20 protein-coding genes and 1 tRNA gene are annotated in these 23,088 nt (G+C 46.0%); 14 read left to right on the top strand and 7 right to left on the bottom strand.

The window, feature by feature from the left end; all coding sequences use genetic code 11:
* Positions 1–13: 13 nt before the first annotated feature.
* On the bottom strand, positions 14–751 hold the full coding sequence (locus tag GNE05_RS15915) for a protein-glutamine gamma-glutamyltransferase (protein WP_007408635.1): 738 nt from the start codon (positions 749–751) through the stop codon (positions 14–16).
* A 142-nt stretch (positions 752–893) separates the two neighbouring features.
* On the opposite strand from GNE05_RS15915, the gene tlpB (GNE05_RS15910) reads away from it, so the two are divergent.
* The 5 genes from tlpB (GNE05_RS15910) (at position 894) to GNE05_RS15890 (ending at position 9,877) form a co-directional block, all read left to right on the top strand.
* Positions 894–2,879: a methyl-accepting chemotaxis protein gene (gene tlpB / locus GNE05_RS15910; protein WP_160182972.1), complete on the top strand. Its 1,986-nt coding sequence runs from the start codon at positions 894–896 to the stop codon at positions 2,877–2,879.
* A gap of 184 nt (positions 2,880–3,063) precedes the next feature.
* Positions 3,064–5,052, top strand: a complete 1,989-nt coding sequence (gene tlpB / locus GNE05_RS15905) for a methyl-accepting chemotaxis protein (protein WP_160182971.1) — start codon at positions 3,064–3,066, stop codon at positions 5,050–5,052.
* A gap of 127 nt (positions 5,053–5,179) precedes the next feature.
* Positions 5,180–7,165: a methyl-accepting chemotaxis protein gene (gene tlpB, locus GNE05_RS15900; RefSeq protein ID WP_007408632.1), complete on the top strand. Its 1,986-nt coding sequence runs from the start codon at positions 5,180–5,182 to the stop codon at positions 7,163–7,165.
* A gap of 19 nt (positions 7,166–7,184) precedes the next feature.
* The gene (gene tlpB / locus GNE05_RS15895; RefSeq protein ID WP_442858621.1) at positions 7,185–9,287 is read left to right on the top strand and encodes a methyl-accepting chemotaxis protein; all 2,103 of its coding nucleotides are present in this window, start codon (positions 7,185–7,187) and stop codon (positions 9,285–9,287) included.
* Between the two features lie 65 nt (positions 9,288–9,352).
* Positions 9,353–9,877: a type 1 glutamine amidotransferase domain-containing protein gene (locus GNE05_RS15890; protein ID WP_014418730.1), complete on the top strand. Its 525-nt coding sequence runs from the start codon at positions 9,353–9,355 to the stop codon at positions 9,875–9,877.
* Positions 9,878–9,908: 31 nt separating this feature from the next.
* On the opposite strand, the gene GNE05_RS15885 is transcribed toward GNE05_RS15890, so the two are convergent.
* Positions 9,909–10,895: a Gfo/Idh/MocA family protein gene (locus tag GNE05_RS15885; RefSeq protein WP_015240454.1), complete on the bottom strand. Its 987-nt coding sequence runs from the start codon at positions 10,893–10,895 to the stop codon at positions 9,909–9,911.
* Between the two features lie 179 nt (positions 10,896–11,074).
* Here GNE05_RS15885 and GNE05_RS15880 point away from each other — a divergent pair, with 179 nt between their 5' ends.
* From GNE05_RS15880 to GNE05_RS15865, 4 genes are all read left to right on the top strand, one after another.
* On the top strand, positions 11,075–12,235 hold the full coding sequence (locus GNE05_RS15880) for an AI-2E family transporter (RefSeq protein ID WP_014305691.1): 1,161 nt from the start codon (positions 11,075–11,077) through the stop codon (positions 12,233–12,235).
* A gap of 91 nt (positions 12,236–12,326) precedes the next feature.
* A complete protein-coding gene (locus tag GNE05_RS15875) occupies positions 12,327–13,157 on the top strand; it encodes an undecaprenyl-diphosphate phosphatase (RefSeq protein ID WP_007613337.1) in 831 nt (276 codons plus the stop codon).
* 127 nt (positions 13,158–13,284) lie between these two features.
* Positions 13,285–13,357 (top strand) — tRNA-Ala (locus tag GNE05_RS15870).
* A 112-nt stretch (positions 13,358–13,469) separates the two neighbouring features.
* Complete coding sequence (locus GNE05_RS15865; RefSeq protein ID WP_014418727.1) at positions 13,470–13,790, top strand: hypothetical protein; 321 nt, start codon at positions 13,470–13,472, stop codon at positions 13,788–13,790.
* A 66-nt stretch (positions 13,791–13,856) separates the two neighbouring features.
* On the opposite strand, the gene GNE05_RS15860 is transcribed toward GNE05_RS15865, so the two are convergent.
* Positions 13,857–14,498 carry a cupin domain-containing protein gene (locus tag GNE05_RS15860; protein ID WP_014418726.1) on the bottom strand — a complete coding sequence of 214 codons (642 nt, stop codon included), beginning with the start codon at positions 14,496–14,498 and terminating at the stop codon, positions 13,857–13,859.
* 218 nt (positions 14,499–14,716) lie between these two features.
* Between GNE05_RS15860 and hmpA the strand changes: the two genes are divergently transcribed.
* Positions 14,717–15,892 carry an NO-inducible flavohemoprotein gene (gene hmpA, locus GNE05_RS15855; protein WP_014418725.1) on the top strand — a complete coding sequence of 392 codons (1,176 nt, stop codon included), beginning with the start codon at positions 14,717–14,719 and terminating at the stop codon, positions 15,890–15,892.
* A gap of 141 nt (positions 15,893–16,033) precedes the next feature.
* The gene (locus tag GNE05_RS15850) at positions 16,034–16,879 is read left to right on the top strand and encodes a glucosaminidase domain-containing protein (protein ID WP_014418724.1); all 846 of its coding nucleotides are present in this window, start codon (positions 16,034–16,036) and stop codon (positions 16,877–16,879) included.
* Between the two features lie 34 nt (positions 16,880–16,913).
* On the opposite strand, the gene GNE05_RS15845 is transcribed toward GNE05_RS15850, so the two are convergent.
* The 3 genes from GNE05_RS15845 to cudC all read right to left on the bottom strand — a co-directional run bounded on the left by GNE05_RS15845 (position 16,914) and on the right by cudC (position 18,998).
* A complete protein-coding gene (locus tag GNE05_RS15845) occupies positions 16,914–17,582 on the bottom strand; it encodes a potassium uptake protein KtrA (protein ID WP_014418723.1) in 669 nt (222 codons plus the stop codon).
* 165 nt (positions 17,583–17,747) lie between these two features.
* Positions 17,748–18,284, bottom strand: coding sequence for a biofilm surface layer hydrophobin BslA (gene bslA, locus GNE05_RS15840; protein ID WP_025650408.1), 537 nt, complete (start codon positions 18,282–18,284; stop codon positions 17,748–17,750).
* A gap of 159 nt (positions 18,285–18,443) precedes the next feature.
* Complete coding sequence (gene cudC / locus GNE05_RS15835; protein ID WP_014418721.1) at positions 18,444–18,998, bottom strand: transcriptional regulator GbsR; 555 nt, start codon at positions 18,996–18,998, stop codon at positions 18,444–18,446.
* Positions 18,999–19,198: 200 nt separating this feature from the next.
* Between cudC and betB the strand changes: the two genes are divergently transcribed.
* From betB to GNE05_RS15820, 3 genes are all read left to right on the top strand, one after another.
* Complete coding sequence (gene betB / locus GNE05_RS15830) at positions 19,199–20,671, top strand: betaine-aldehyde dehydrogenase (RefSeq protein WP_014418720.1); 1,473 nt, start codon at positions 19,199–19,201, stop codon at positions 20,669–20,671.
* A gap of 17 nt (positions 20,672–20,688) precedes the next feature.
* Entirely contained in the window at positions 20,689–21,897 is a 1,209-nt protein-coding gene (gbsB, locus tag GNE05_RS15825) for a choline dehydrogenase (protein ID WP_014418719.1), read from the top strand.
* 71 nt (positions 21,898–21,968) lie between these two features.
* Positions 21,969–22,550: an MOSC domain-containing protein gene (locus GNE05_RS15820; RefSeq protein WP_017419516.1), complete on the top strand. Its 582-nt coding sequence runs from the start codon at positions 21,969–21,971 to the stop codon at positions 22,548–22,550.
* A 1-nt stretch (position 22,551) separates the two neighbouring features.
* Here GNE05_RS15820 and GNE05_RS15815 read toward each other — a convergent pair whose 3' ends face one another.
* Complete coding sequence (locus GNE05_RS15815) at positions 22,552–23,040, bottom strand: DinB family protein (RefSeq protein WP_061862516.1); 489 nt, start codon at positions 23,038–23,040, stop codon at positions 22,552–22,554.
* Positions 23,041–23,088 lie beyond the last annotated feature (48 nt).

Genomic DNA, 23,088 nt, shown 5'->3' with positions numbered 1-23,088 from the left:
CGATGGGATTGTTTTAATGCATGATCTGATAAAGCGCGGGTGCATCAAGCCTTGTTGCCTGGTTAAGCAGATAAGCCGGCTGCACGGCATTTTTTTTTCTTAAAGAATTCAATCTCTGGATGATTTGTTCAGCCGTCAGAATCCCGAGACCGTGGGCGAAATATTGATCATTCCCCATCACAATGACATTCTCTCCCCGCCACTGAGCCTTTGCAGGATTAAAATCAGGATTTTTAAAATATAAACAATCTCCCCGTAAAAAGTGGCTGCCGGTTTCCGTGTAGATCGGCAGATGCTCATAGTGCCAGTCATACAAAGTGATATCCCGGAAACGCCGGTTAAACCGTTCTTCACCGATTGTCTTTAAGACGGCCAGATAATAAATCACAACAATGGCGGTAGCGCATTCAAATGCGTAAAACGCCCCGTTTTCAATAATGTCCCGAATCGCTTTTGAAGCGGGGATTCTGTACTTCAGCTCCAAGGCTCCTTCCGGCGTCACTCTCCAATAAGCCGTATTTCCGTATGTTTTGGCGAAAGTTGCAAATTTCACCCCTGATCCGTGCAGTTCTCTTGCGGCTTCCACAATATGGCGGCGCAGCCGCACCTCGAACATCAGTTCAGCAATCGACCCGTAATCGAATTGTACGGGAGAATTGAGCAGTTCATTTATATACGGAACAAGGCTTTCTTCCGTCTGCCAGTTCGCGATGTCCTGAGGCCGAAGCACTTGGCCGGATATGATAATCATCTGCGCGCCCCCTTCTCTTTTTTTATAAGATATGCAGGAAGCTTGGGCAATGAAAATCAAGTCATAAAAAAGGAGGAAATGTTAACAAAATGTGAAGACTGAGCCGATATATAAGGTATCACACTTGAGGGAGCAGCTTAATATGAAAAAATTCATTAATTGGTGCACAAAGGCATCGATTTCACGTAAATTAATCATTTCATTTATCGTGATCTTAATCATACCGATTCTCGTGTTAGAATTCAGTTCATACCATACGGCGAGCAATTCGCTGGATGATCAGATTTCAGGCAACGCGAAAAATAACATCGAATCTTTTAACACAACGATTACAAATGATATCGGCGCAAAAGCAAAGGCGATTGAATTTTTCAGTGAAACGTTAAAAGGGTCATCCTTCTCAAAGAAAAACATGTCTGCTCTTGAAGAAAAGTTCGGGCAATACACGTCTATTCATAAGGACGTAGCCCGCATTTACGGAGGAACGGAAGACGGCAGCTACGCACAGGCGCCGAAGGAGAATACTCCGGCCGATTACGATCCGAGAACACGCACTTGGTATAAAGACGCTGTGAAGGCCGGCGGCACGCTCGTTGTCACCGACCCTTACACCGCGGCAAGCGACGGCAGGATGGTCGTTACCGTGGCAAAGCAGATGCAGGACGGAACAGGCGTAGTGGCCATGGATATTACGATTGACCAGCTGCTGAAGCAGATGCAGGGAATCAAAATCGGGCAAAAAGGATTCGTGTTTATCACGTCCAAAAATAAAACCTATGTCGCGCATAAAGACCACAAACCGGGCGACAAAGTTTCAACCCCGTGGCTGAATGAGGTATACAGCAAAGACAGCGGCATTATTTCATACAAGCTCGATGATCAAAATAAAAAAATGGCGTTTACGACAAATAAACTGACCGGATGGAAAATAGAGGGGAGCATGGAGCTCAACGAAATTAAAGACGCCTCACAACCGGTGCTGACGATGGGAATGATCGTCCTTGCAGCATCCATTATCATCGGGGGAATTTTAATTCTGTTGATTGTCAGATCCATTACGTCACCGCTGAAACGGCTTGTCCGCTCTTCTAAACAAATCAGCGGCGGAGACTTGACTGAAACCATTGATATCCGCTCGAAAGATGAATTGGGCGAACTCGGCGCGAGCTTTAATGAAATGGGAGAATCTCTGCGCGGACTGATCAGCGCGATTCAAAACTCTGTCGACAACGTGGCCGCGTCATCGGAGGAGCTGACCGCTTCAGCTTCGCAGACAAGCAAAGCGACGGAACATATTACAATGGCCATTGAGCAGTTTTCAAACGGAAACGAAGAGCAAAGCGAAAAAGTCGATTCAAGCTCAGCCAAGCTGAATCATATAAATGACGGACTCACCGCCGTTTCCCGCACATCATCATCCATTACGGAAGCATCTAAACAATCGAAGGAAGCTGCCGGCACCGGGGAAGAATATGTGCAGCAAACCGTCGGGCAGATGAATCTCATCAATCAATCGGTCCAGCAGGCGGAAGCGGTTGTAAAAGGCCTTGAGGCCAAATCAAAAGACATCACTCATATTTTAAGAGTCATCAACGGTATTGCCGATCAGACAAACCTGCTTGCTTTAAATGCAGCCATTGAAGCGGCAAGAGCCGGTGAATACGGGCGGGGCTTCTCAGTGGTAGCCGAAGAAGTGCGCAAGCTTGCCGTCCAATCCGCCGGTTCTGCCAAAGAGATTGAAAAACTCATTCAGGAAATTACGGCTGAGATTAATACATCACTTCACATGTTCACATCCGTTAATGAAGAAGTTCAATCAGGACTTGCCGTGACGGACCGCACGAAAGAAAGCTTCCAGAATATCTTCGGCATGACAAACGATATCGCCGAGAAGCTTCAATCGATGAACGGCACGGTTGAACAGCTGTCAGACAGCTCCCAGCACGTTTCAGCCGCAGTGACGGATATTGCGGACGTATCTAGGGAAAGCGCAGCAAGCATTCAGGATATTGCCGCATCCGCAGAAGAACAGCTTGCATCAATGGAAGAAATCAGCACATCCGCCGATACTTTGGCGCAAATGGCCGAAGAACTGCGGGAATTAACGAAACAATTTAAAATCAACTAGTAAAAAAGGACGCTTTCCGGAGGGAAGGCGTCCTTTTTTATAGTGACAGCCGGATAATTAAATAAAAAGTCTTGCATGCAAAGGGAGTACATAGAACTATTTTTCATTTATGACTTCATTTTCAATGTAATAAAAAGGGAGTCGGCCGATATAAACAGTAAATGATTGAAAGAGGTTTACAAAATTGAAAAAAACAGCAAAAAAAATCGCCAGAAAATCAATAGCCAAAAAACTTATCATTTCATTTTTACTGATCTTAATTATTCCGGTAGCAGTATTGGCTGCCGGCGCCTACCGTTCGGCGGCTTCATCCGTTGAAAAGCAAATGATGGAAAGCGCCGAAGGAAATGTGCAAATCTTAAACAATATGATTGATGACCGGATCGGAATGTTTACAAAAAGCTCAGCATATTTCAGCGAATGGGCGACAAGCGCTAAATTTAAAGAAAAAAACCAAACGGAAATGCAAGAAAGGTTCAAGCAGTTTATTGAAAGCAATGATAAAGCGTCCGCCGTATTTTCAAGCAGCAAGGAAGGAACGTTTACCCGTTATCCGCATGCCGATATGCCGGCCGATTTCAATCCGCTTGAAAGAAGCTGGTATCAGGAAGCCATGGAGAATAAAGGCCAAACCATCATCACGGACCCTTATGAGTCCATCTCAAACAAAAAGATGGTCGTCACCATGGCCCGCGCGGCGAAAGACGGATCAGGCGTCGTCGCCATTGATATAAAAATCGACGATCTCATCACGATGACAAAAGAAGTGAACATCGGAAAAGAAGGATACGCCTTTATCCTCAGCAAAAATAAAAAAGCCGTTGCCTACAGTGATGAAAAAGCCGGCTCGGCGGTATCGGGAAAATGGGTTGATACATTATACAGCGGGCAAAAAGGCGTCTATGAATATACGCTGAACGGGAAAGCGAAAAAAATGGCGTACGTGACCAATGAAGCGACGGGCTGGAAGATCAGCGGAACCATGTCTGTGGATGAAATCAAAGATGCGGCAAGACCGGTTCTGACTCTGGCCGTTATCATATTGGCGATAGCCATTGCCGCAGGGATGATTTTCATTTATTTTGTCATCCGCTCAATTACCAAACCGTTAAAACATCTCGTAGCTTCAGCAGAAAAAATCAGCAGCGGAGATCTGACGGAAACCATTGATGTCAGCTCTCAAGATGAGCTCGGCGTGCTCGGGAAAAGTTTTAATCATATGACAGATTCACTCCGTTCGCTTATTCAAGGAATTCAGGACTCTGTTGAACATGTCGCTTCTTCCTCAGAGGAGCTGACGGCTTCGGCTGAGCAGACGAGCAAAGCAACGGAACATATCACCCTTGCGATTGAACAGTTTTCTAATGGAACGGAAGACCAAAGTGAGAGTATTGATAAAGCGACAGCCCAAGTGAATGAGATGAAAGACGGGCTCAGCGATCTGGCGGAAGCGGCAGCCGTGGTGACGGAAACGTCAATTGAATCGGCGGAGATATCCGGCGCCGGTGAGCGGCTTGTCAAGAAAACAGCCGGCCAGATGGGCGCCATTGACCAATCCGTAAGTAAAGCGGAGCAAGTCGTACAAGGGCTTGAACTCAAATCGCAGGACATTACCAGCATTTTGCGCGTCATTAACGGCATTGCCGATCAAACGAATCTCCTTGCTTTAAATGCAGCCATTGAAGCGGCAAGAGCGGGAGAATACGGACGCGGTTTTTCAGTCGTTGCCGAAGAAGTGAGAAAGCTTGCCGTACAATCCGCCGATTCAGCGAAAGAAATCGAATCCTTAATTCATGAAATCGTCAAAGAAATTCATACTTCGCTCGGAATGCTGGAATCCGTCAATCACGAGGTGAAAAGCGGACTTCAGTTAACGGACGAAACGGAAAAAAGCTTCCGGGACATTTCCGTTAAAACAAATCAGATTGCCGGTGAACTGCAAAATATGAATGCAACCGTGGAACAGCTTTCTGCCGGGTCTCAGGAAGTATCAAACGCTTCAGAGGATATCGCGGCCGTCTCCAGACAAAGCGCGGCCGGCATTCAGGACATCGCGGCTTCAGCTGAAGAGCAGCTTGCGTCCATGGAGGAAATCAGTTCCTCCGCCGTCACGCTGGAAAAAATGGCGGAAGAATTACGCGAACTGACAAAGCGTTTTAAGATAAACTCTTAATTAAGTCTAAAAGACTAATTTTAAGATAGGTAAAAAGTATGTTTCGTTATATTTCTTCTTTTTGGATGTGTATAATTACCCATAATTGCCGATATGAAGGGTAAACACGCAAGAGGAGATATAGCAGATGAAAAAAATTGTGCAAATCATCAAGCAGAGATCGCTTACAAGAAAACTGCTCATTTCTTTTTTGGCCATTCTCATTCTTCCTATTTCAACGCTGGCTTTTATCGCCTATCAATCGGCGGTAAGCACGCTTGACAGGCAGATGATGGGAAGCGCACTAGATAATGTGCAGCAGATTAACGATATGATCAACACAAGCATCAGCCAAAAGGAAGACGGAACGGCATATTTCAGCGACTGGCTCACAAAGGATCGGTACAAGCCGAAAAACCAATCGCAAATTACCGATAAATTCACAGAGTACATGAAGATCAATAAAGACGTGGAATCCATTTATACGAGTGACACGGAAGGACATTTCACACGGTATCCGGATCTGCAGATGCCTAAAGGATATAATCCGCTTGAAAGAGACTGGTATAAAAAGGCCGTGGAAAATAAGGGGAAAGTTGTTGTAACAGATCCTTACCGCACGGCTTCCACCAATACGATGGTCGTGACGGTCGTTCAGCAGACGAAAGACGGCTCAGGAGTCGTCGCCATCAATATGAAAATCGATGAGCTTCTGAAAACGACAAAGAAAGTGAACATCGGAAAATCAGGCTATGCTTTTATCCTGACGAAAGACAAAAAAGTGGTCGCCCACCCGAACCGCACATCAGGCACAGTATTAAACGGGGAGTGGGCTGAACAGCTGTTCACCAGCAAAAAAGGTGATTTTCAATACAAATACGACGGCCAGGAAAAGAAAATGGCTTATGATACAAACGGGCTGACAGGCTGGAAGATTACCGGAACGATGTATCTGGACGAAATTCATGAAGCGGCCCTGCCGATCCTTCATCTGTCCCTGCTCGTTCTCGTATTAGCGATTGTGATCGGAACCATCGTCATGGTGCTGATTATCCGTTCAATCACAAAACCGCTCAAGCAGCTTGTGACATCATCGAAACAGATCAGTGAAGGCGACTTAACAGAAACGATCGAGATTCAGTCAAAAGATGAATTAGGCGAGCTTGGCAAAAGCTTTAACAATATGGCCGCTTCACTCAGGTCTCTCATCCATGCCATCCAGGATTCCGTGAATAACGTCGCATCTTCCTCAGAGGAGCTGACGGCTTCAGCGGAGCAGACAAGCAAGGCAACCGAACATATCACACTGGCGATCGAACAATTTTCTAACGGAAATGAAAGCCAAAGTGAAAACATTGAAAGCGCGGCGGAACATATTTACCAAATGAACAGCGGGCTTAAAGATATGGCGAAAGCATCTGCCGTCATTACCGAATCCTCCGCCACATCAGCGGAAGTCGCCAATTCAGGCGGAAAGCTCGTCCACCAGACGGTCGGCCAAATGAACGTCATTGACCGGTCAGTGAAAGAAGCTGAACAAGTGGTGCGCGGACTTGAAACAAAATCAAAAGACATTACAAACATTCTCCGTGTCATTAACGGAATCGCTGACCAGACAAACCTTCTTGCGCTGAACGCGGCAATTGAAGCCGCACGTGCGGGTGAATACGGGCGGGGCTTCTCAGTCGTCGCCGAAGAGGTCAGAAAACTTGCGGTCCAGTCTGCCGATTCAGCGAAAGAAATCGAAAGCTTAATCATAGAAATCGTCAACGAAATCAATACATCTCTCGGCATGTTCCAATCCGTCAACAAAGAGGTGGAGAGCGGACTGGATATTACGAATCAGACCGAAACGAGCTTCAAACGGATTTCTGAAATGACGAACCAGATCGCCGGAGAAATTCAAAATATGAATGCGACGGTAGAACAGCTGACAGCAGGCTCTCAGCAGATTTCAGGAGCTTCTGAGCAAATCGCGTCCATCGCAAAAGAAAGCTCCGCCAGCATTCAGGATATTGCGGCCTCCGCCGAAGAACAGCTGGCTTCAATGGAAGAAATCAGTTCGTCTTCGGAAACGTTATCCCAAATGGCGGAAGAATTACGTGATATGACGAAACGATTTAAAATAGATTAATAGGTCATAGAACACCCAAATGTGCTGTTTGGGTGTTTTTTTTAGTTTTTTTAATAAATCTTTTGTCCTATCTGACGATATTAGATTTAGCTTTTCAAAGAAGGAGACTGAAAAAATGAAACAACTGATACATTGGATCAAACAGCCATCCATCAGCAAGCCGCTGATCGCGGCATTTTTAGCCGTATTGGTGCTTCCGGTCGGCATACTCGCCTACTTCAGCTACCAAACGGCGGGGAGTACATTAGAAAGCGAACTGACCCACAGCGCCCAGGGAAATGTCAGTGAACTGAACAGCGTGCTGGAAAACATGCTTGAGGGTAAGCTGAAAGCGATTGACTACTTCAGCGAATCAATCACAAAGGAAAAACTGAACACAAAAAATAAATCGGTACTGCTTGACAACATGAAGCAGTATGTCACCGTAAATGACGATGTCGCGTCAATTTACGCCGCGTCTCGCGACAAAGCGTTCGTGAAATATCCGTCCGTTGATATGCCGTCCGATTATAATCCGCTCACGCGCGAGTGGTATACCAAAGCGGTTGAAAAAAGCGGACAGCCGGTGTTTACCGAGCCCTATAAAGACGCTGCAACCGGACAGACGGTTGTTACGATTGCCCAGCAGACAAAAGACGGATCAGGCGTTGTGGCGCTTGATATTAATCTTGGCGACCTGCTGAACGCTTCCGAACGCGTCCAGATCGGTCATAAAGGTTTTGCCTTCATTACAACGGGAGATAAAAAATACATCGCGCATCCGACTATAAAAGCGGGAACGGAAGGCTCCGGAGAGTGGACGGAAGAAGTATTTTCCAAATCAAGCGGATCGTTTGAATACATGTTTGAAGGACAGCAGAAGAAAATGGCCTTCACGACAAACAAACTGACGGGCTGGAAAATCGCCGGCACATTTTTTGTCAGTGAGATCCATGACGCAGCCTCGCCTGTCATGAAAATGGCGCTGATCATCCTGGCGGTTTCTCTTATCGTCGGCGGTATTTTAATCGTTTTTATCATTCGCTCGATTGCAAAACCGCTCAAAAAACTTGTTTCGACATCAGCTAAAATCAGTGACGGCGATTTAACGGAAGTCATTGACATCAAGTCGAAAAATGAATTCGGGCAGCTCAGCCAAAGCTTCAATGAGATGTCGGCGTCACTCCGGTCTGTCATCGGCGTCATCCAGTCATCCGTCGAACATGTCGCTTCTTCATCCGAAGAGCTGACGGCATCCGCCGGACAGACAAGCAAGGCGACAGAGCATATTACACTGGCGATTGAACAATTCTCAAACGGAAACGAATCACAAAGCGAGAAATTGGAAGAAAGTGCTGATCACCTTTCCCAAATGAATGCGGGCATTGCCGAGACGGCGAATGTATCGGCGGAAATCACTGAATCCGCCATCCACACCTCTGAAACGGCCGGAAGCGGAGAAGAATTAGTGGCGAAAACGGTCGGCCAGATGAAAACAATTGATCGTTCCGTACAGCAGGCGGAAGCGGTTGTAAAAGGGCTGGAAACGAAGTCGCACGACATTAAGAGCATCCTCAACGTCATTAACGGCATTGCCGATCAAACAAATCTGCTTGCCTTAAACGCTGCCATTGAAGCGGCCAGAGCAGGCGAATACGGGCGGGGCTTCTCCGTCGTTGCGGAAGAAGTGAGAAAGCTTGCCGTACAATCAGCCGGCTCCGCGAAGGAAATCGAAACGCTGATTCAGGAAATCGTCAAAGAAATCGCCACATCGCTTTCCGTATTCCAAGCGGTGAATCAAGATGTGAAGGAAGGCCTCGATATTACGGATCAAACGGCCGAAAGCTTCAAAAAAATCTCAGAAATGACGACTCAGATTTCAGGCGCCTTGCAGCATATGAACGGAACGCTTGAGAAGCTTGCAGCCGGGTCGCAAAATGTGACAAACGCGGTGGAGGACATTACCTCAGTCGCCAAAGAAGGGTCCGCCGGCATTCAAGACATCGCCGCCTCAGCTGAAGAGCAGCTGGCCTCCATGGAAGAAATCAGTTCATCCGCCGAAACGCTTGCGCATATGGCTGAAGAACTGCAGCAGGTCACACGGAAATTTACGATTCAGTCTGAAGACGAAGAACAGCTGTAGCGAACTGTTTCTTTTCCTCATTTAAAAAAAGCGATACACTAGTATAAAAGAAGGGAGTGGCAGTGATGAGATTAGAAGGCAAAAAAGTCATAGCGCTTGTCAGTGACGATTTTGAAGACTTAGAGCTTTGGTATCCCGTCTACCGGCTGAGAGAGGAAGGCGCGATCGTTCATTTAATAGGAGAAGAAGCGGGCCGTTCATACAAAGGAAAATACGGCGTGCCCGCGACGGCGGATTACGATTTTAAGAGCCTGATTATTCAGGAGTATGATGCCGTGCTCGTGCCCGGCGGCTGGGCTCCTGACAAACTGCGAAGATATCCCGAAGTTTTGGAGATCATCCGTACGATGAACGAGCAGAAAAAGCCGATCGGCCAGATCTGCCATGCGGGCTGGGTGCTCATATCTGCCGGAATTCTCGCAGGAAAAAAAGTAACGAGCACGCCCGGCATCAAAGACGACATGACAAATGCAGGGGCACAGTGGCTGGATGAAGCTGTCGTAACTGACGGCCACATTGTATCAAGCCGCCGCCCGCCCGACCTTCCGCAGTATGCAAAAGCGTTTGCTGACCTGTTAGCGTCCAAATAAAAAACATCCGCCCGAATCCGGGCGGATGTTTTTAGTTTTGATCGGCGGGAAAGACAATTCCGATTTGTTTTCTCGCTTCTTCCATAATGCTTGCCGTAATGAAAGAACGTTCAAATGTATTTTCGGAAGACTCCCGCTGTCCGTTTCGAAGAAGATTGATGAATTCAGCCGTTTCGTAGTACATCGACGGTTTCAGATCAGGGACTGAAATGTCTTCCGTCCGTCCGTCACGATAGCGGATTTCCGCCCGTTCCGGCCCGTGAATGCTGTCCAGCACGATCGTGCCGTCCTCACCCTGAATTTCCGCCGGGGCAAACGAATTTGAGATTTTCGAATGCATCAGCACCGCTTCAAATCCGTCGTATGACAGAATGACCGTGCCTTCGCCGTCAACGCCGGATGCTAGTTTATGACCGGTCGCAATGACGTTTTTCGGTTTGCCGAACAGGACGACGGCCGGATAAATGCAGTACACGCCGATGTCCATTAACGAACCGTTCGATAATTCAGGCTTAAACGCGTTTAGCACCGTACCGTTTTTATATGCATCATATCGTGATGAATATTGGCAGTAGCTTGCCGTGAATCTCCTGACGGGTCCGATTTTATGTAAGTGGTTTTGAAGCATGCTGAAGTTCGGCAGGAACGTTGTTTTCATGGCTTCCATCAAGAGAACGCCGTTCGTTTTGGCTGCGTGAATCATTTCATCCGTTTCCCTTGCGTTAGACGCAAACGGTTTTTCGCACAGTACGTGCTTGCCGTGTTCCATAAAAAGGACCGCCTGCTCTTTGTGAAATGCATTCGGGCTGGCGAGATACACCGCGTCATAGGCTTTGCTTTCCGCCATTTCTTTCAGGCTGGTGAAATAATGAGCAGCGCCGTGTTTGCCGGCGAATTCCGCCGCACGTTCCTCAGTTCTGGAATAAACCGCCGTTAATTGAAAATCATCAATAGCAGAAGCCGCCTCCAGAAATCGTTCTGTAATCCAATTCGTTCCGACTGTTGCAAATCGAATCATTGCTATCGCTCCTTCTATGTATTGGCTTACATTATAGCTTTTTTTCTAAGAAACATAAATGGGAAAAAGGCTGGCAGCTAAAGGGATAGGAAAAATTCCCATAGAGACCGGTTATTATTTTTCATTACAGGAACGATAGTGTACAATTTAAGTAAAATACATATGATGGAGGAACAATAGTGGAAACATTGCAAACATGGGGCGGCAGATTTAAACAGTTTTTCTTAGACAATAAATTTGTCTTGTTTTTGCTTGTATTGCTGCTCATCGGTCTCAATATCCTTGTCTTTATGAAGACATCATTTATTTTCACACCTATTATCGTCCTGCTCAAAACGATTGCACTCCCCGTCATTTTGACAGGAATTGTTTATTATCTGCTTAATCCGATCGTAGATATATTGGAAAAAATAAGAGTGAAAAGAGTCTATTCCATCCTGCTCCTTTACCTCATTATTATAGGGCTGATTTCGATTACGGTCGTTTCAATTATTCCGTTTTTAAAGGAACAGATCATGAGCCTGATCGACAACCTGCCGAAATATGTGGACATCGTTGAAGACCAGACGAAAAGCCTGATCGGAAGCGATTTTGTAAATCAGGCGCAAAAGACGATGAATATCAACATTTCCGATCTTGCTAATAAAGTATCGGCGCAGGCTGCGACAATTGCAAACAGCACATTTACCGGAGTCGGGAATTTTATCGGTGCGCTGACGGAAGTGATTATTTCGATTGTAACCGTACCGTTTATTCTGTTCTATTTGCTGAAAGACGGCAAAAAACTGCCAATCTATATCTTAAAGTTTGTGCCCACCCGTCTGAAAGAACAAACGTATACGATGCTGAGTGAAATGAACCACAGATTAAGCTCCTATATCAGAGGACAGGTCATCGTCAGCTTCTGCATCGGGTTTTTATTATTTATCGGCTATCTGATTATCGGACTTGATTATGCTTCCCTGCTTGCGGTCATTGCCGCTTGTACGAGCGTTGTTCCGTATTTAGGGCCGACCATTGCCATCACGCCGGCGATTATTATCGCGTTGGTCACTTCGCCCCTTATGCTGCTGAAGCTTGCGATTGTATGGACCGTTGTCCAGCTCGTGGAAGGGAAATTAATTTCGCCGCAGATCATGGGGAAAAATCTTCACATTCACCCGATTACCATCATCTTTGTTCTTTTAACCGCCGGAAAGCTGTTCGGGGTTGTCGGCATTATTTTAGCCATCCCGGGGTATGCGGTCATCAAAGTGGTCACGACCCATCTGTTTGATTGGTTCAAAATGCGTTCGCATTTATATGAAGAAGAAAAAAATGATGCTGTATCGAAGTCATAAAATCGGAGCGGACATGATATTTATTATAAGACAGGCTTTCCTTCAGAGGAGAGCTTCTCTTTTGTAAATGATGAATGAAGGGAAGAATGGGATGACACTATGGGAGATGTTCACAGCAGCCGTTTTGGGAATCGTGGAAGGGCTGACGGAGTACGCGCCGGTTTCTTCCACGGGACATATGATCATAGCGGATGACATCTGGCTGAAATCCGGAAGCCTGATGAATCCGGAAGCCGCCAATTCCTTCAAAGTGGTGATTCAGCTCGGTTCGATTCTGGCGGTGGCCATTGTGTTTAAGGATCGGATATTACATTTACTCGGCCTCAAAAAAAACGTCACGCGCGATCAGCAGAAGGGATACAGGCTGACCATCGCGCAAATCGCCGTCGGTCTTGTTCCGGCGGCGGTGCTCGGCTTTTTATTTGAGGATTTCATTGACCGCTATTTATTCTCCGTCAGAACGGTCGCTTACGGATTAATTGCCGGAGCCGTGCTTATGCTTATAGCGGACTGGATCAATAAAAGGAAAGAAACAATCGATACGGTGGACAGAATCACCTACAAACAGGCTTTCTGTGTCGGATTATTCCAGTGTCTCGCTTTATGGCCCGGATTTTCCCGCTCAGGCTCAACGATTGCCGGAGGTGTCATTGTCGGCTTGAATCACCGGGCAGCCGCAGACTTCACATTTATTATGGCTATTCCGATTATGGCGGGCGCAAGCCTTCTGAAGCTGGTGAAATACTGGAGCAGTCTTTCTTATGACATGATTCCGTTTTTTCTTGTCGGCTTTATCTGCGCCTTTGTCGTCGCCCTCTTAGTCGTCAAGTTTTTTCTTCGGCTCATCAATCGGATTAAGCTTGTCCCGTTCGCCATTTACCGTGTCATCCTCGGCATCATTTTAATCATGCTCGTGCGATAAACGAAGAGGCCCCCGGAGGGTCTTCTTTTTATGTTCGAAAAACGTCTCAGGAAAATATGAGCAAACTGAATTTTCTGCTTGAAATTCAAAGAAGACTCGTCTATAATAAAACATGACGTTACAGCACGGGGCCATAGCTCAGCTGGGAGAGCGCTACGCTGGCAGCGTAGAGGTCAGGGGTTCGAGCCCCCTTGGCTCCATACCTTTAAACCCTTATTCTATAAATAAGGGTTTTTTTGTTTTTTCATCTTCTGCGGCAGCCTCTGTGTTCTGCTTCATTTCTAACAACTCAAAATAAAGGAAAGAGAGAAAATGAAAAAGAAAATCTATCTTATATTATCTCTGTCAGCGGCACTGGCGCTTTTTTTGACAGCGCTTCCGGCTCTTTCTCCCGTCATCTTCACGTCTGCTTCAGAAAAAGGAGCCATCAGGCATGACATTTATAAAAAAGGATATCCGTATCAAAGCTACTTTGCGATTCTTCAAAAAGAAGAAGACGGCGGAGAGGCCGGGAACCTTTATTATGTAAATTGGTTCAATTGGAAAGATGAAACCGGACAGACGCCGCACGTATGTTATTCAAAAAAATCGTCCGAAGGCGAGTACAAAGTAAGCTGCGGAACCGGACCGTAATGATCAAGAGCCCCTCTCCAATGAGGGGCTCTTTCTGTCGAGCTGAATGCCGCTCCGGCTCTCCGTTTAATATCCCCAATATAACGGCGTATCATAATGCCGATACGGATCATTCGGATAATGCGTATTTGGCTGATAAGGCTTATTCATATCAAGAATACCCGTGTTTTCAGTCTGTCCGCAGTATTTATCGGGACCTATCACAGTTGATTGCCGGATCGGTGAAACGGCTTTTTCCCACTTATGCTCATTCAGACAGTACGTATGCGCCATGATCTCAGGCGGCGTCAGACGGAGAATATCCGAGCCGTATATCACTTCAGGCGAAGGGGCGTCAAATATGGCCAAAAGGTGGGTTTTGTCTGAAGTGGCGACTTCATAATGCCACCACCCCTGCGGAACATTCGCCACTTGTCCTGGAGAGATCGGATAATTCCGTATTTTCTGGGTGAACGGATTCAGCATCGACACCACCGCGGAACCCGAAATACAGTACACCAATTCAGCGGCGTTTTGATGGGTATGCGGTTCAATCACATTTGTTTTGCTCAGAAAGATATCTAATAATGAAATATTTTCAAGCGTGTTTAACTGTTTAATCCCCAATACATTGATAAAGTTCCGAGCATCTTTCGTAAAAAAACGGCTCTCATTCACATCATAAGTGAATTGTGTATTCGGAGACGTGTAATCGATATCGGAAACCATGCACTCCCCCGCTTTCATCTTTAAACGTATATTCCCAAATATATGTGTCCCTGTTTCACCGGGTGATAAAAAAAGGAGGTGAAATCCATAAATTCCAAATCCAACACAATATTGTGACGACTTTTTTAAAGATTCATTTTCAATATATCTTTTATTCGAAATATCTCTTACTATAAAGATATATTGAAAATACATCTTTAGAAGGGTTGAGGATTAACATGCTGGATGAGAGAACAATAGACATCATCAAAAGCACAGTACCCGTATTGAAAACACATGGAGAAAACATCACCGGACGCTTTTATAACCTGATGTTTCAAGATCATCCCGAACTGTTAAATATGTTTAACCAAACGAACCAAAAGAAACAGACTCAGCGCGCAGCATTGGCAAATGCAGTCATTGCGGCTGCGGCGAATATTGATCAATTAGAACAAATCATTCCGGCGGTCAGACAGATCGGCCATAAACACACAAGCATCGGTGTAAAACCGGAACATTATCCGATTGTCGGAAAGTATCTGCTTCTGGCAATTAAGGATGTGCTGCAGGATGCCGCAACTCCTGAGATTATGCAGGCATGGGAAAAAGCTTACGGTGTTATTGCGGAGGCTTTCATCGGCATTGAACAAGACATGTACAATGAAGCCGGATGGCAGGGGTATAAAGAATTTACGGTTATACAGAAAACGAAAGAAAGCAAAGATATTACATCATTTTATATCAAACCGAGTGACGGCTCTTCGCTTCCTGGATTTGAAGCGGGACAATATATCAGCATTAAAGTGCGGATTGCGGATTCTCCTTATACGCACATTCGCCAGTACAGCCTGTCTGATGCTTCTCAAAAAGGGGCATATCGGATTTCTGTGAAAAAGGACGGAGCGGTTTCTTCTCATCTCCACAATGAAGTTCAAGAGGGAGATAAACTTGAAGTCAGCGCACCCGCCGGGGATTTCAAGCTGTCTTCTTCCGAAAAACCGGTTGTTCTTATCAGTGCCGGCTCTGGAATCACGCCGATGATGAGCATGCTGAAAACAGCCGCCGAAAAACAGCCGGAGCGTTCCGTTACTTTTATTCATGCCGCGAAAAACGGAGAGTACGCCGCGTTCCGCAAAGAGGCTGAACAAGCTGCGGAGAATCATCCGAATATTAACGTCATTTATGTATACAGTGAACCGGCAGAACAAGACCGCTCAGGAGACAAGCCTTTTTACAGCGGCAGGATTGATCAAACCTTCCTGGAGCAGCTTCATCTGAATCAAGATGCTGCATTTTACTTGTGCGGATCAGCGCAGTTTATGACACAAATGAAAGACATGGTTCTTGCCCTCGGGTTTGACTCTGATTCCGTTCAATATGAATTGTTCGGCCCTCAGCTGAGCATGGCATAACAAAAAAGACTCCTCAAAAAGGAGTCTTTTTTATTTGCACAATGTGTTCTTTCTCCGTCTTTTTCCCTATTTTATTGAAATTTTCATCAATGACCAGTAAAATTATAAATCTAGTGATTCCGGAATTAAAGGAAGGTTGATATGAAAAAGAAAGCAAAGACCAAAAGGGTGCTTGGGTGCCTTTTTGCTGTATCTCTTATATTCGGATTATTTCTGGTATCAATGGTGTTTTCGAAATTCATAGTGACGGAAGAAAAACCGCCTGAAGAGGTGGACGAGCAGCAGGTCTTTATTGACAGCCTTTCCGGGCATGCTCAAATTTTATATGAGAAATATCATGTCCTTCCGAGCATCACCCTCGCACAGGCCATTCTCGAATCGGACTGGGGGAACAGTGAGCTTGCGGGGAAAGCGCGCAACCTGTTCGGTGTAAAAGGTGATTATAAAGGAAAACACGTCACGATGAAAACGGATGAATTTGAAAAAGGAAAACGAAAAACGATTCGGGCAAAATTCCGTAAATACAGCACGTTTTTTGAATCAATGGATGACCATGCAAAATTATTTGTCAACGGAACGTCTTGGAATAAAAAGAAGTACAAGCCCGTCATTGAAGCGGACAATTATAAAACAGCGGCGGCTGCCCTTCAAAAATCCGGCTACGCCACAGACCCCGGCTATGCTGAAAAAATTAAAGATGTCATAGAAACCTATAACCTGAATGAATATGACAAAATCAATGCCTCTCTTAAAGCAGTTGATATGAAAGGCGCCATCAAAGACCACGCCATTGAAGACGTGTGGTCGAAGCCGTCAAAAGAGCGGCATTCTATAAAACTGGCATCGGCGCAAAAGTTTACCGGCCAGCATATTAAAGTCGTATCTGAAAAACAAAACGGAGAATCCGTCTGGTACCAAATTCAAGTGAAAGATGAGCTGATCGGCTGGGTTGACCAAACCGCCGTCCAGTTAAGTGAAGAAACATAAGCATCAAAAAAAGCCGGCAGCCCGCCGGCTTTTTTTACATCCCTTCAGTTTCAAACCTTTTAATATCACGTTTATGCCCCATCAGCACAAGGCAGTCACATTCATGAATGACAGTCTCCGGAGAAGGGGACAGCTGAATGTCTCCGTTATGTTTCACGGCAAGAATGGTACAGCCGAATCTGGCCCGGACGCCGAGATCAAGAATGGATTTTAAATGCAGCTTTTTCGTGGCTGAAAGCTCCACGATGCTGTATTCATCTGACAAATCAATATAATTTAAGACGTTTTCATCCGAAAGGCTTTGCGCAATCCGCACGCCCATATCCTTTTCGGGATGGATAATACGATCAGCACCGATCTTTTCAAGCACTTTGTGATGATAATAGTTTTGCGCTTTCACCCAAATATTAGGGATGTTCAGCTCCTTCAATAACAGCGTCGTCAGCGTGCTTGCCTGAATGTTGGCGCCGATTGCTACGATGACATATTCAAAATTTCTGATGCCGAGCGACTGAAGCTCGCTTTCTTCCGTTGAATTTGCCCGCACAGCATGCGTGGCATAAGAGGAGTATGCGTTGACCCGCTCTTCGCTGATATCGACCGCAAGCACCTCATGCCCCATTTTAAAAAGCTCTTTACAGATGCTTCCGCCGAAACGGCCGAGTCCGATGACGGCAAATTGTTTATTTTTGATTTTTCCCAATCCTCATAACTCCTTAAGAAACTGTTTTCGTCACTCCAAATACAACAAACAAGAATGTACTCCTGTTTCAAGGGTTTGTCAATGCGAGGGCCGGAGAAAGAAAACAGCACAAAAAAAAGACCGGATGACAAGCGAGGGGCTTGTGCCGGTCTTTTTTCGCAATTATTAGCAGTCGCAAGGCTGTGTCGGCGGTGTGCTGCGTTTTTGAACAACAATTGTGTCCTCAGCATAGAATTTAGAGCCGATGCTTAATGATTTATTTTCTGCACGGAACTTATATGTACCTGCAGCAGGCAATGTTTTATTATTAAGAGAAAGCTTAAATTCCGCTGCGCCGAGCAAATCAATGTTTAACGGAAGTCTGACTGTTTTGCCGTTATTCAGAATTTGTCTTTCACGCAAAGCGTGTCCGTTGACTGTATCTTTTGTTGTAGCCGCAAATCCGCTAGGAAGGGTAAATTCCATAACGCCTAAGCTCAGGATCGTGTTCGGACGGTACGTCAATTCGATATCAGAAAATGACCATTCCTGCTGGCTGGCACCTGTATATTTTGCAAATAAGGTAGCAGTCGCTTTCGTGGACATTTCCGGCTCGTGAACGGTTGAGCCTGACTCAGCGGCGAATGACGCTGTCGGCAGAGAAAGAAGCAAAACCAGGCCGAATAAACTTGCCATGACAGTTGAGAAAAACTTGTGTTTCATTTTCATAAATCCCCCTAAAAAAAATTTGCTGATTGTTCTTAAAAAAGAACGACCATACCTATAAAAATTTACCATCAATTTTAATGGAAGTAAATGGGGTTATATTCCTATATTTTCTCAAAAATAATCAAATCACGACAAAAAACGCCTGATTTTGATTCAGGCGTTTTTTTCGTCCGTTTCTATCGGAATAAATTTAAAAATCTCCCCGCTCTGAACCGAGTCGGCGAGCCGCTTCAGCCAATCATAATAAGCTTTCGAACTTTCAAGCTGATCATATAACTGCCGCGCTTCTTCCTGTAATTCCGCGTTGCCTTCCTCGGCCAGCAAAACGGACTGCAAATCCGCCTGGGCCTGTACGATGGCGGACAAATTCACCTGAACTTCACGATCCCATTTCGGTGGGAAGAAATTCGTGAAAAACGTAAAGAAATCTTTTTCCGCTACAAACGTATGCTTCCGTGTGCCGCGGTGAAAGGTTTTTTTGACCACATTTAAATCCTGCAGCTTTTTGACGCCTGTGCTCATACTCGGTTTGCTCATCTGCAGTTCCTCACGCATTTCGTCAAGCGTCATTTCATCCCTCATATACATTGTTCCGTATAAAATCCCGACACTCCGTGTGATTCCGTAAAGATCCATCGTCTCTGCAATGGAATCAATGACAAGATCCCTGGCTTGTTCTATAGCTGCGAATTCTGGATTCTCATCCATATTGTCCCTCTTTTCCTCTTGAAGTTTAAATTTGTTAAGTCATTTCTTTATGTTCTTAATCTTAACGAATCATGACAAAATGTCAAAATCTAAACGGACTGACCGGGTTTTGACAGGCCAAAAAACATGTGTTAAATTAATATTGTTAAAAACATTAAATTTTTATTTAACAAACTTACTTTTCGGTAAGGAGGACTCTTATGAGCAAAACGCTTTATATCGGCGGCGAATGGATCAGTGCAGAAAAAAAACAGACCCGCCGTATCATTAATCCATTTAATCAAGAAGAAATTGCAACGGTATGCGAAGGAGACCGGGACGATGCGGTGAAAGCCATCGCCGCAGCCAGAAAAGCATTTGATGAAGGGGAGTGGCCGGTGCTTTCCGGGCTCGAGCGCGGCCAATTTGTTCTGAAAATTGCGGAATTAATCAGACGCGATCTGAACGAATTAGCTGAGCTGGAATCGCTCGATACAGGAAAAACGATTGAAGAAAGTAAAGCCGATATGGATGATATCGCAAATGTATTTCAATATTATGCCGGTTTGGCGGATAAAGACGGAGGCGAGGTCATTTCATCTCCGATTCCTGATTCCGTAAGTAAAATCGTCAGAGAGCCAATTGGCGTATGCGGACAAATTACGCCGTGGAACTATCCGCTTCTTCAGGCGAGCTGGAAAATCGCTCCCGCTCTTGCGGCCGGAAACACGATCGTTTTAAAGCCGAGCGAGATTACTCCGCTGACAACCATTAAAGTCTTTCAATTAATAGAAGAAGCCGGTATACCGAAAGGGGTCGCCAATCTCGTGCTGGGGCCGGGCGCCTCTGTCGGCGACGAGCTGGCGAGAAACCTCGACGTCGATTTGGTCTCTTTTACGGGCGGAATTGAAACAGGCAAAAAAATCATGCAGGCGGCAAGCGGCAACGTGAAAAAGATTGCCCTGGAGCTTGGCGGCAAAAATCCGAATATCGTATTTCAAGATGCAGATCTCGAAACAGCTGCAGATCAAGCGCTGAACGCCGTGTTTTTCCATGCCGGCCAAGTTTGTTCGGCAGGGTCACGTCTTTTGGTGGACGAAGCTATTCATGATGAATTTTTAGCCGAGCTGATCAAGCGTACGAAACGCATCAAATTAGGAAACGGTTTTCATGAAGATACGGAAAGCGGTCCGCTGATTTCCGCCGAGCATCGGGCCAAAGTCGAAAAATACGTAGAAATCGGCATCGAAGAAGGGGCAAAACTGGAAACAGGCGGCAAACGTCCTGATGATCCCGCCCTTCAAAACGGTTTCTTCTATGAACCTACTATTTTCTCAAACTGCAAGTCTGATATGCGGATAGTCCAAGAGGAGATCTTCGGCCCCGTTTTAACAGTTGAGTCATTTTCTTCTGAAGAAGAAGTGATCAGACTTGCCAACGATACCATTTACGGGCTGGCCGGAGCGGTATGGTCAAAGGATATTGAAAAATGCGAACGCGTAGCCGCCAAACTGCGGATGGGAACGGTATGGATCAATGATTTCCACCCGTATTTCGCGCAAGCGCCATGGGGCGGGTACAAACAATCGGGCTTCGGCCGCGAACTCGGCAAAATCGGTCTGGAAGAATACACGGAAATCAAACATATTTACCGCAACACGAAACCTGCGGCTGTGAACTGGTTTCAAGCATAACGAGGAGGAGATACAATATGACATTAAATATGAAAGTAGAAAGCATGCATAAATTCCATACATTCGAAATCCCGACAGTCATTAAACACGGAATCGGTGCGATTCAGCACGCGGGGAGTGAAGTCAGAGCGCTTGGCGTCACAAAAGCGCTGCTCGTAACAGACCCGGGAATTTATAACGCGGGAGTGGCAAACCCGGTCATTGAATCTTTGCAGGAAGCGGGCATCGAAGTCGTCCTGTTTAACAAAGTGGAGCCGAACCCGCCTGTACGTCTTGTAAACGAAGGATCAGAACTGTATAAAAAAGAAAACTGCAACGGCCTTGTGGCTGTCGGCGGCGGAAGCTCCATGGATACAGCGAAAGCGATCGGGGTAGAAGCGACACACGAAGGAAGCGTGCTTGATTATGAAGCCGCGGAAGGCAAAAAGCCGCTGGAAAACCGTATTCCTCCGCTGACAACGATCCCGACGACTGCGGGAACAGGTTCAGAGGTTACACAATGGGCGGTCATTACAGATGAAGAAAGAGAATTTAAATTCAATACGGGCGGACCGCTTATCGCCGCGCATTTAACGGTCATTGACCCTGAGCTGCACACGTCCATGCCTCCGCATGTGACGGCCATGACAGGTATTGACGCACTTGCGCACGCCATCGAGTGCTATACGATGAAATTCGCGCAGCCGATCACTGATGCCGTCGCTTTAATGGCCATTGAATATGCGGCGCATTATATTAAGCGCGCGTTTGCGGACGGGGAGGATTTGGAAGCAAGATACGGCATGGCGCAGGCGGCGATGCTTGCCGGCCTTTCATACGGCAGTGAATCAGCAGGCGCGGCGCATGCGATGAGCCAGACGCTCGGCGGCATCATCCCTGTCGCTCACGGACAATGCGTCGCAGCTATGATGGGGCCGGTAATGGAATACAACTGGAAAGGCTATCCGGAAAAATTCGCCCGCATCGCCAAAGCATTCGGAATCGATACAAGCAACATGACAACCGATGAAGCGGCAAAAGCGTCCGTCAACTGGATGTATGATCTTGTAAAAGATTTAGAGGTGCCGAGTTTAGAAGAACAAGGTGTGTCTCCGGACATGATTGAACGTTTATCAAAAGAAGCCATGAAAGATCCGCAAACTTTCGGAAATCCAAGAGATTTGAATGAGAAAGCATACAACTGGATTTACAAACGCTGCTTTGACTTAACGCCGAAAACGGTATAATAAATGAACCCCGCTCCTTTACAGAGCGGGGTTTTTTAAGGATAATGTCAAGAAAAAGGCGGTGATGGCTGATGTGGAAACGCATAACAGCAAAGACGGAAGGCGTATATATAGCGGATACCGAACAATTTGTTACCAAAAAGATGGACAAGCTTCGTGCGGAATACGGCGGGTTCCCCGGTGACCTGCATTTCGGACTGACAAAAAAGGCCGGCGCGCGTGAGCCGATGTATGAAAGAGGAACAGAAATTTTTAACCGGAGACAAATTTCAATCGTGTCCATGGAGGAATGTGATGACATTGCGGAGAAGATGGGGATTTCTCATATCTTTCCCGAATGGCTCGGCGCTAACATCGCAATCAGCGGTTTTTCTGCACTGACGCCGCTTAAAGAAGGAAGCAGAATAATATTTCCAAGCGGTGCGTCTCTGTTGTGCGAGGGAGAAAATGATCCGTGCATTCAGCCGGGAGAAGTCATTCAATCCTTTTATCCGGATCAGCCAAAACTCGCCGCGGCGTTTGTGAGGCACGCGATGGGCAGAAGAGGAATTGTCTGTATTGTTGAACGCCCGGGTGATATATGCACGGGCGATGCGGTCACCATCCATTCTTATGAACCGAAACGCGCCAAGAAAAAAATCGAGAAGGTCTGACTCAGACCTTTTCGATTTTTTGTTTGATTTCTTCTATTTGATTGATGTGACGCTTTTCATGATGGCCGATAAAATCAATCCACTGGCGGATCGTCAGTTCTTGAAAAACAGGATGCGGAAGCACACGTTCTAAGTCTTCCTCGTTTAATGATGAAATGACGGCGGTCAGCTGCTGTCTTGCCGTATCTAATTCTTGTTTTGCTTCAATGACTGATATTCGGTTTTGCTCAGGTTCGAGGTGTGACGGCGCCGGCCGTTTATTTGTTCTGTCCTCTATAAACTCCATCGGTTTTTCTTCGATTTTTTTAAACGGTGCGTCTTTTGCCTGCGTTGATAAAAGGGTCTGCGCTGTTTCGTCAATTTTCTTTAAATGGTCAAGGACTTCCCGCACGCTCCACTCATCAGCCGCGGGCTTTCGGTTGAATTCCTCATCAGAGAGTCCTTTCAGTTCTTCCCAGGTCTGCTGTCTGGCTTCATTAAAAATGCTCATCCTATCTCCTCCTTTAGAGTAAACATATCATATCCGGATTGGATAATC

Source organism: Bacillus sp. AM1(2019) (assembly GCF_009906915.1).
GTDB lineage: Bacteria > Bacillota > Bacilli > Bacillales > Bacillaceae > Bacillus > Bacillus velezensis.
The sequence above is the reverse complement of the archived record's forward strand: the minus strand, read 5'-3'. Positions and strand labels throughout refer to the sequence as shown.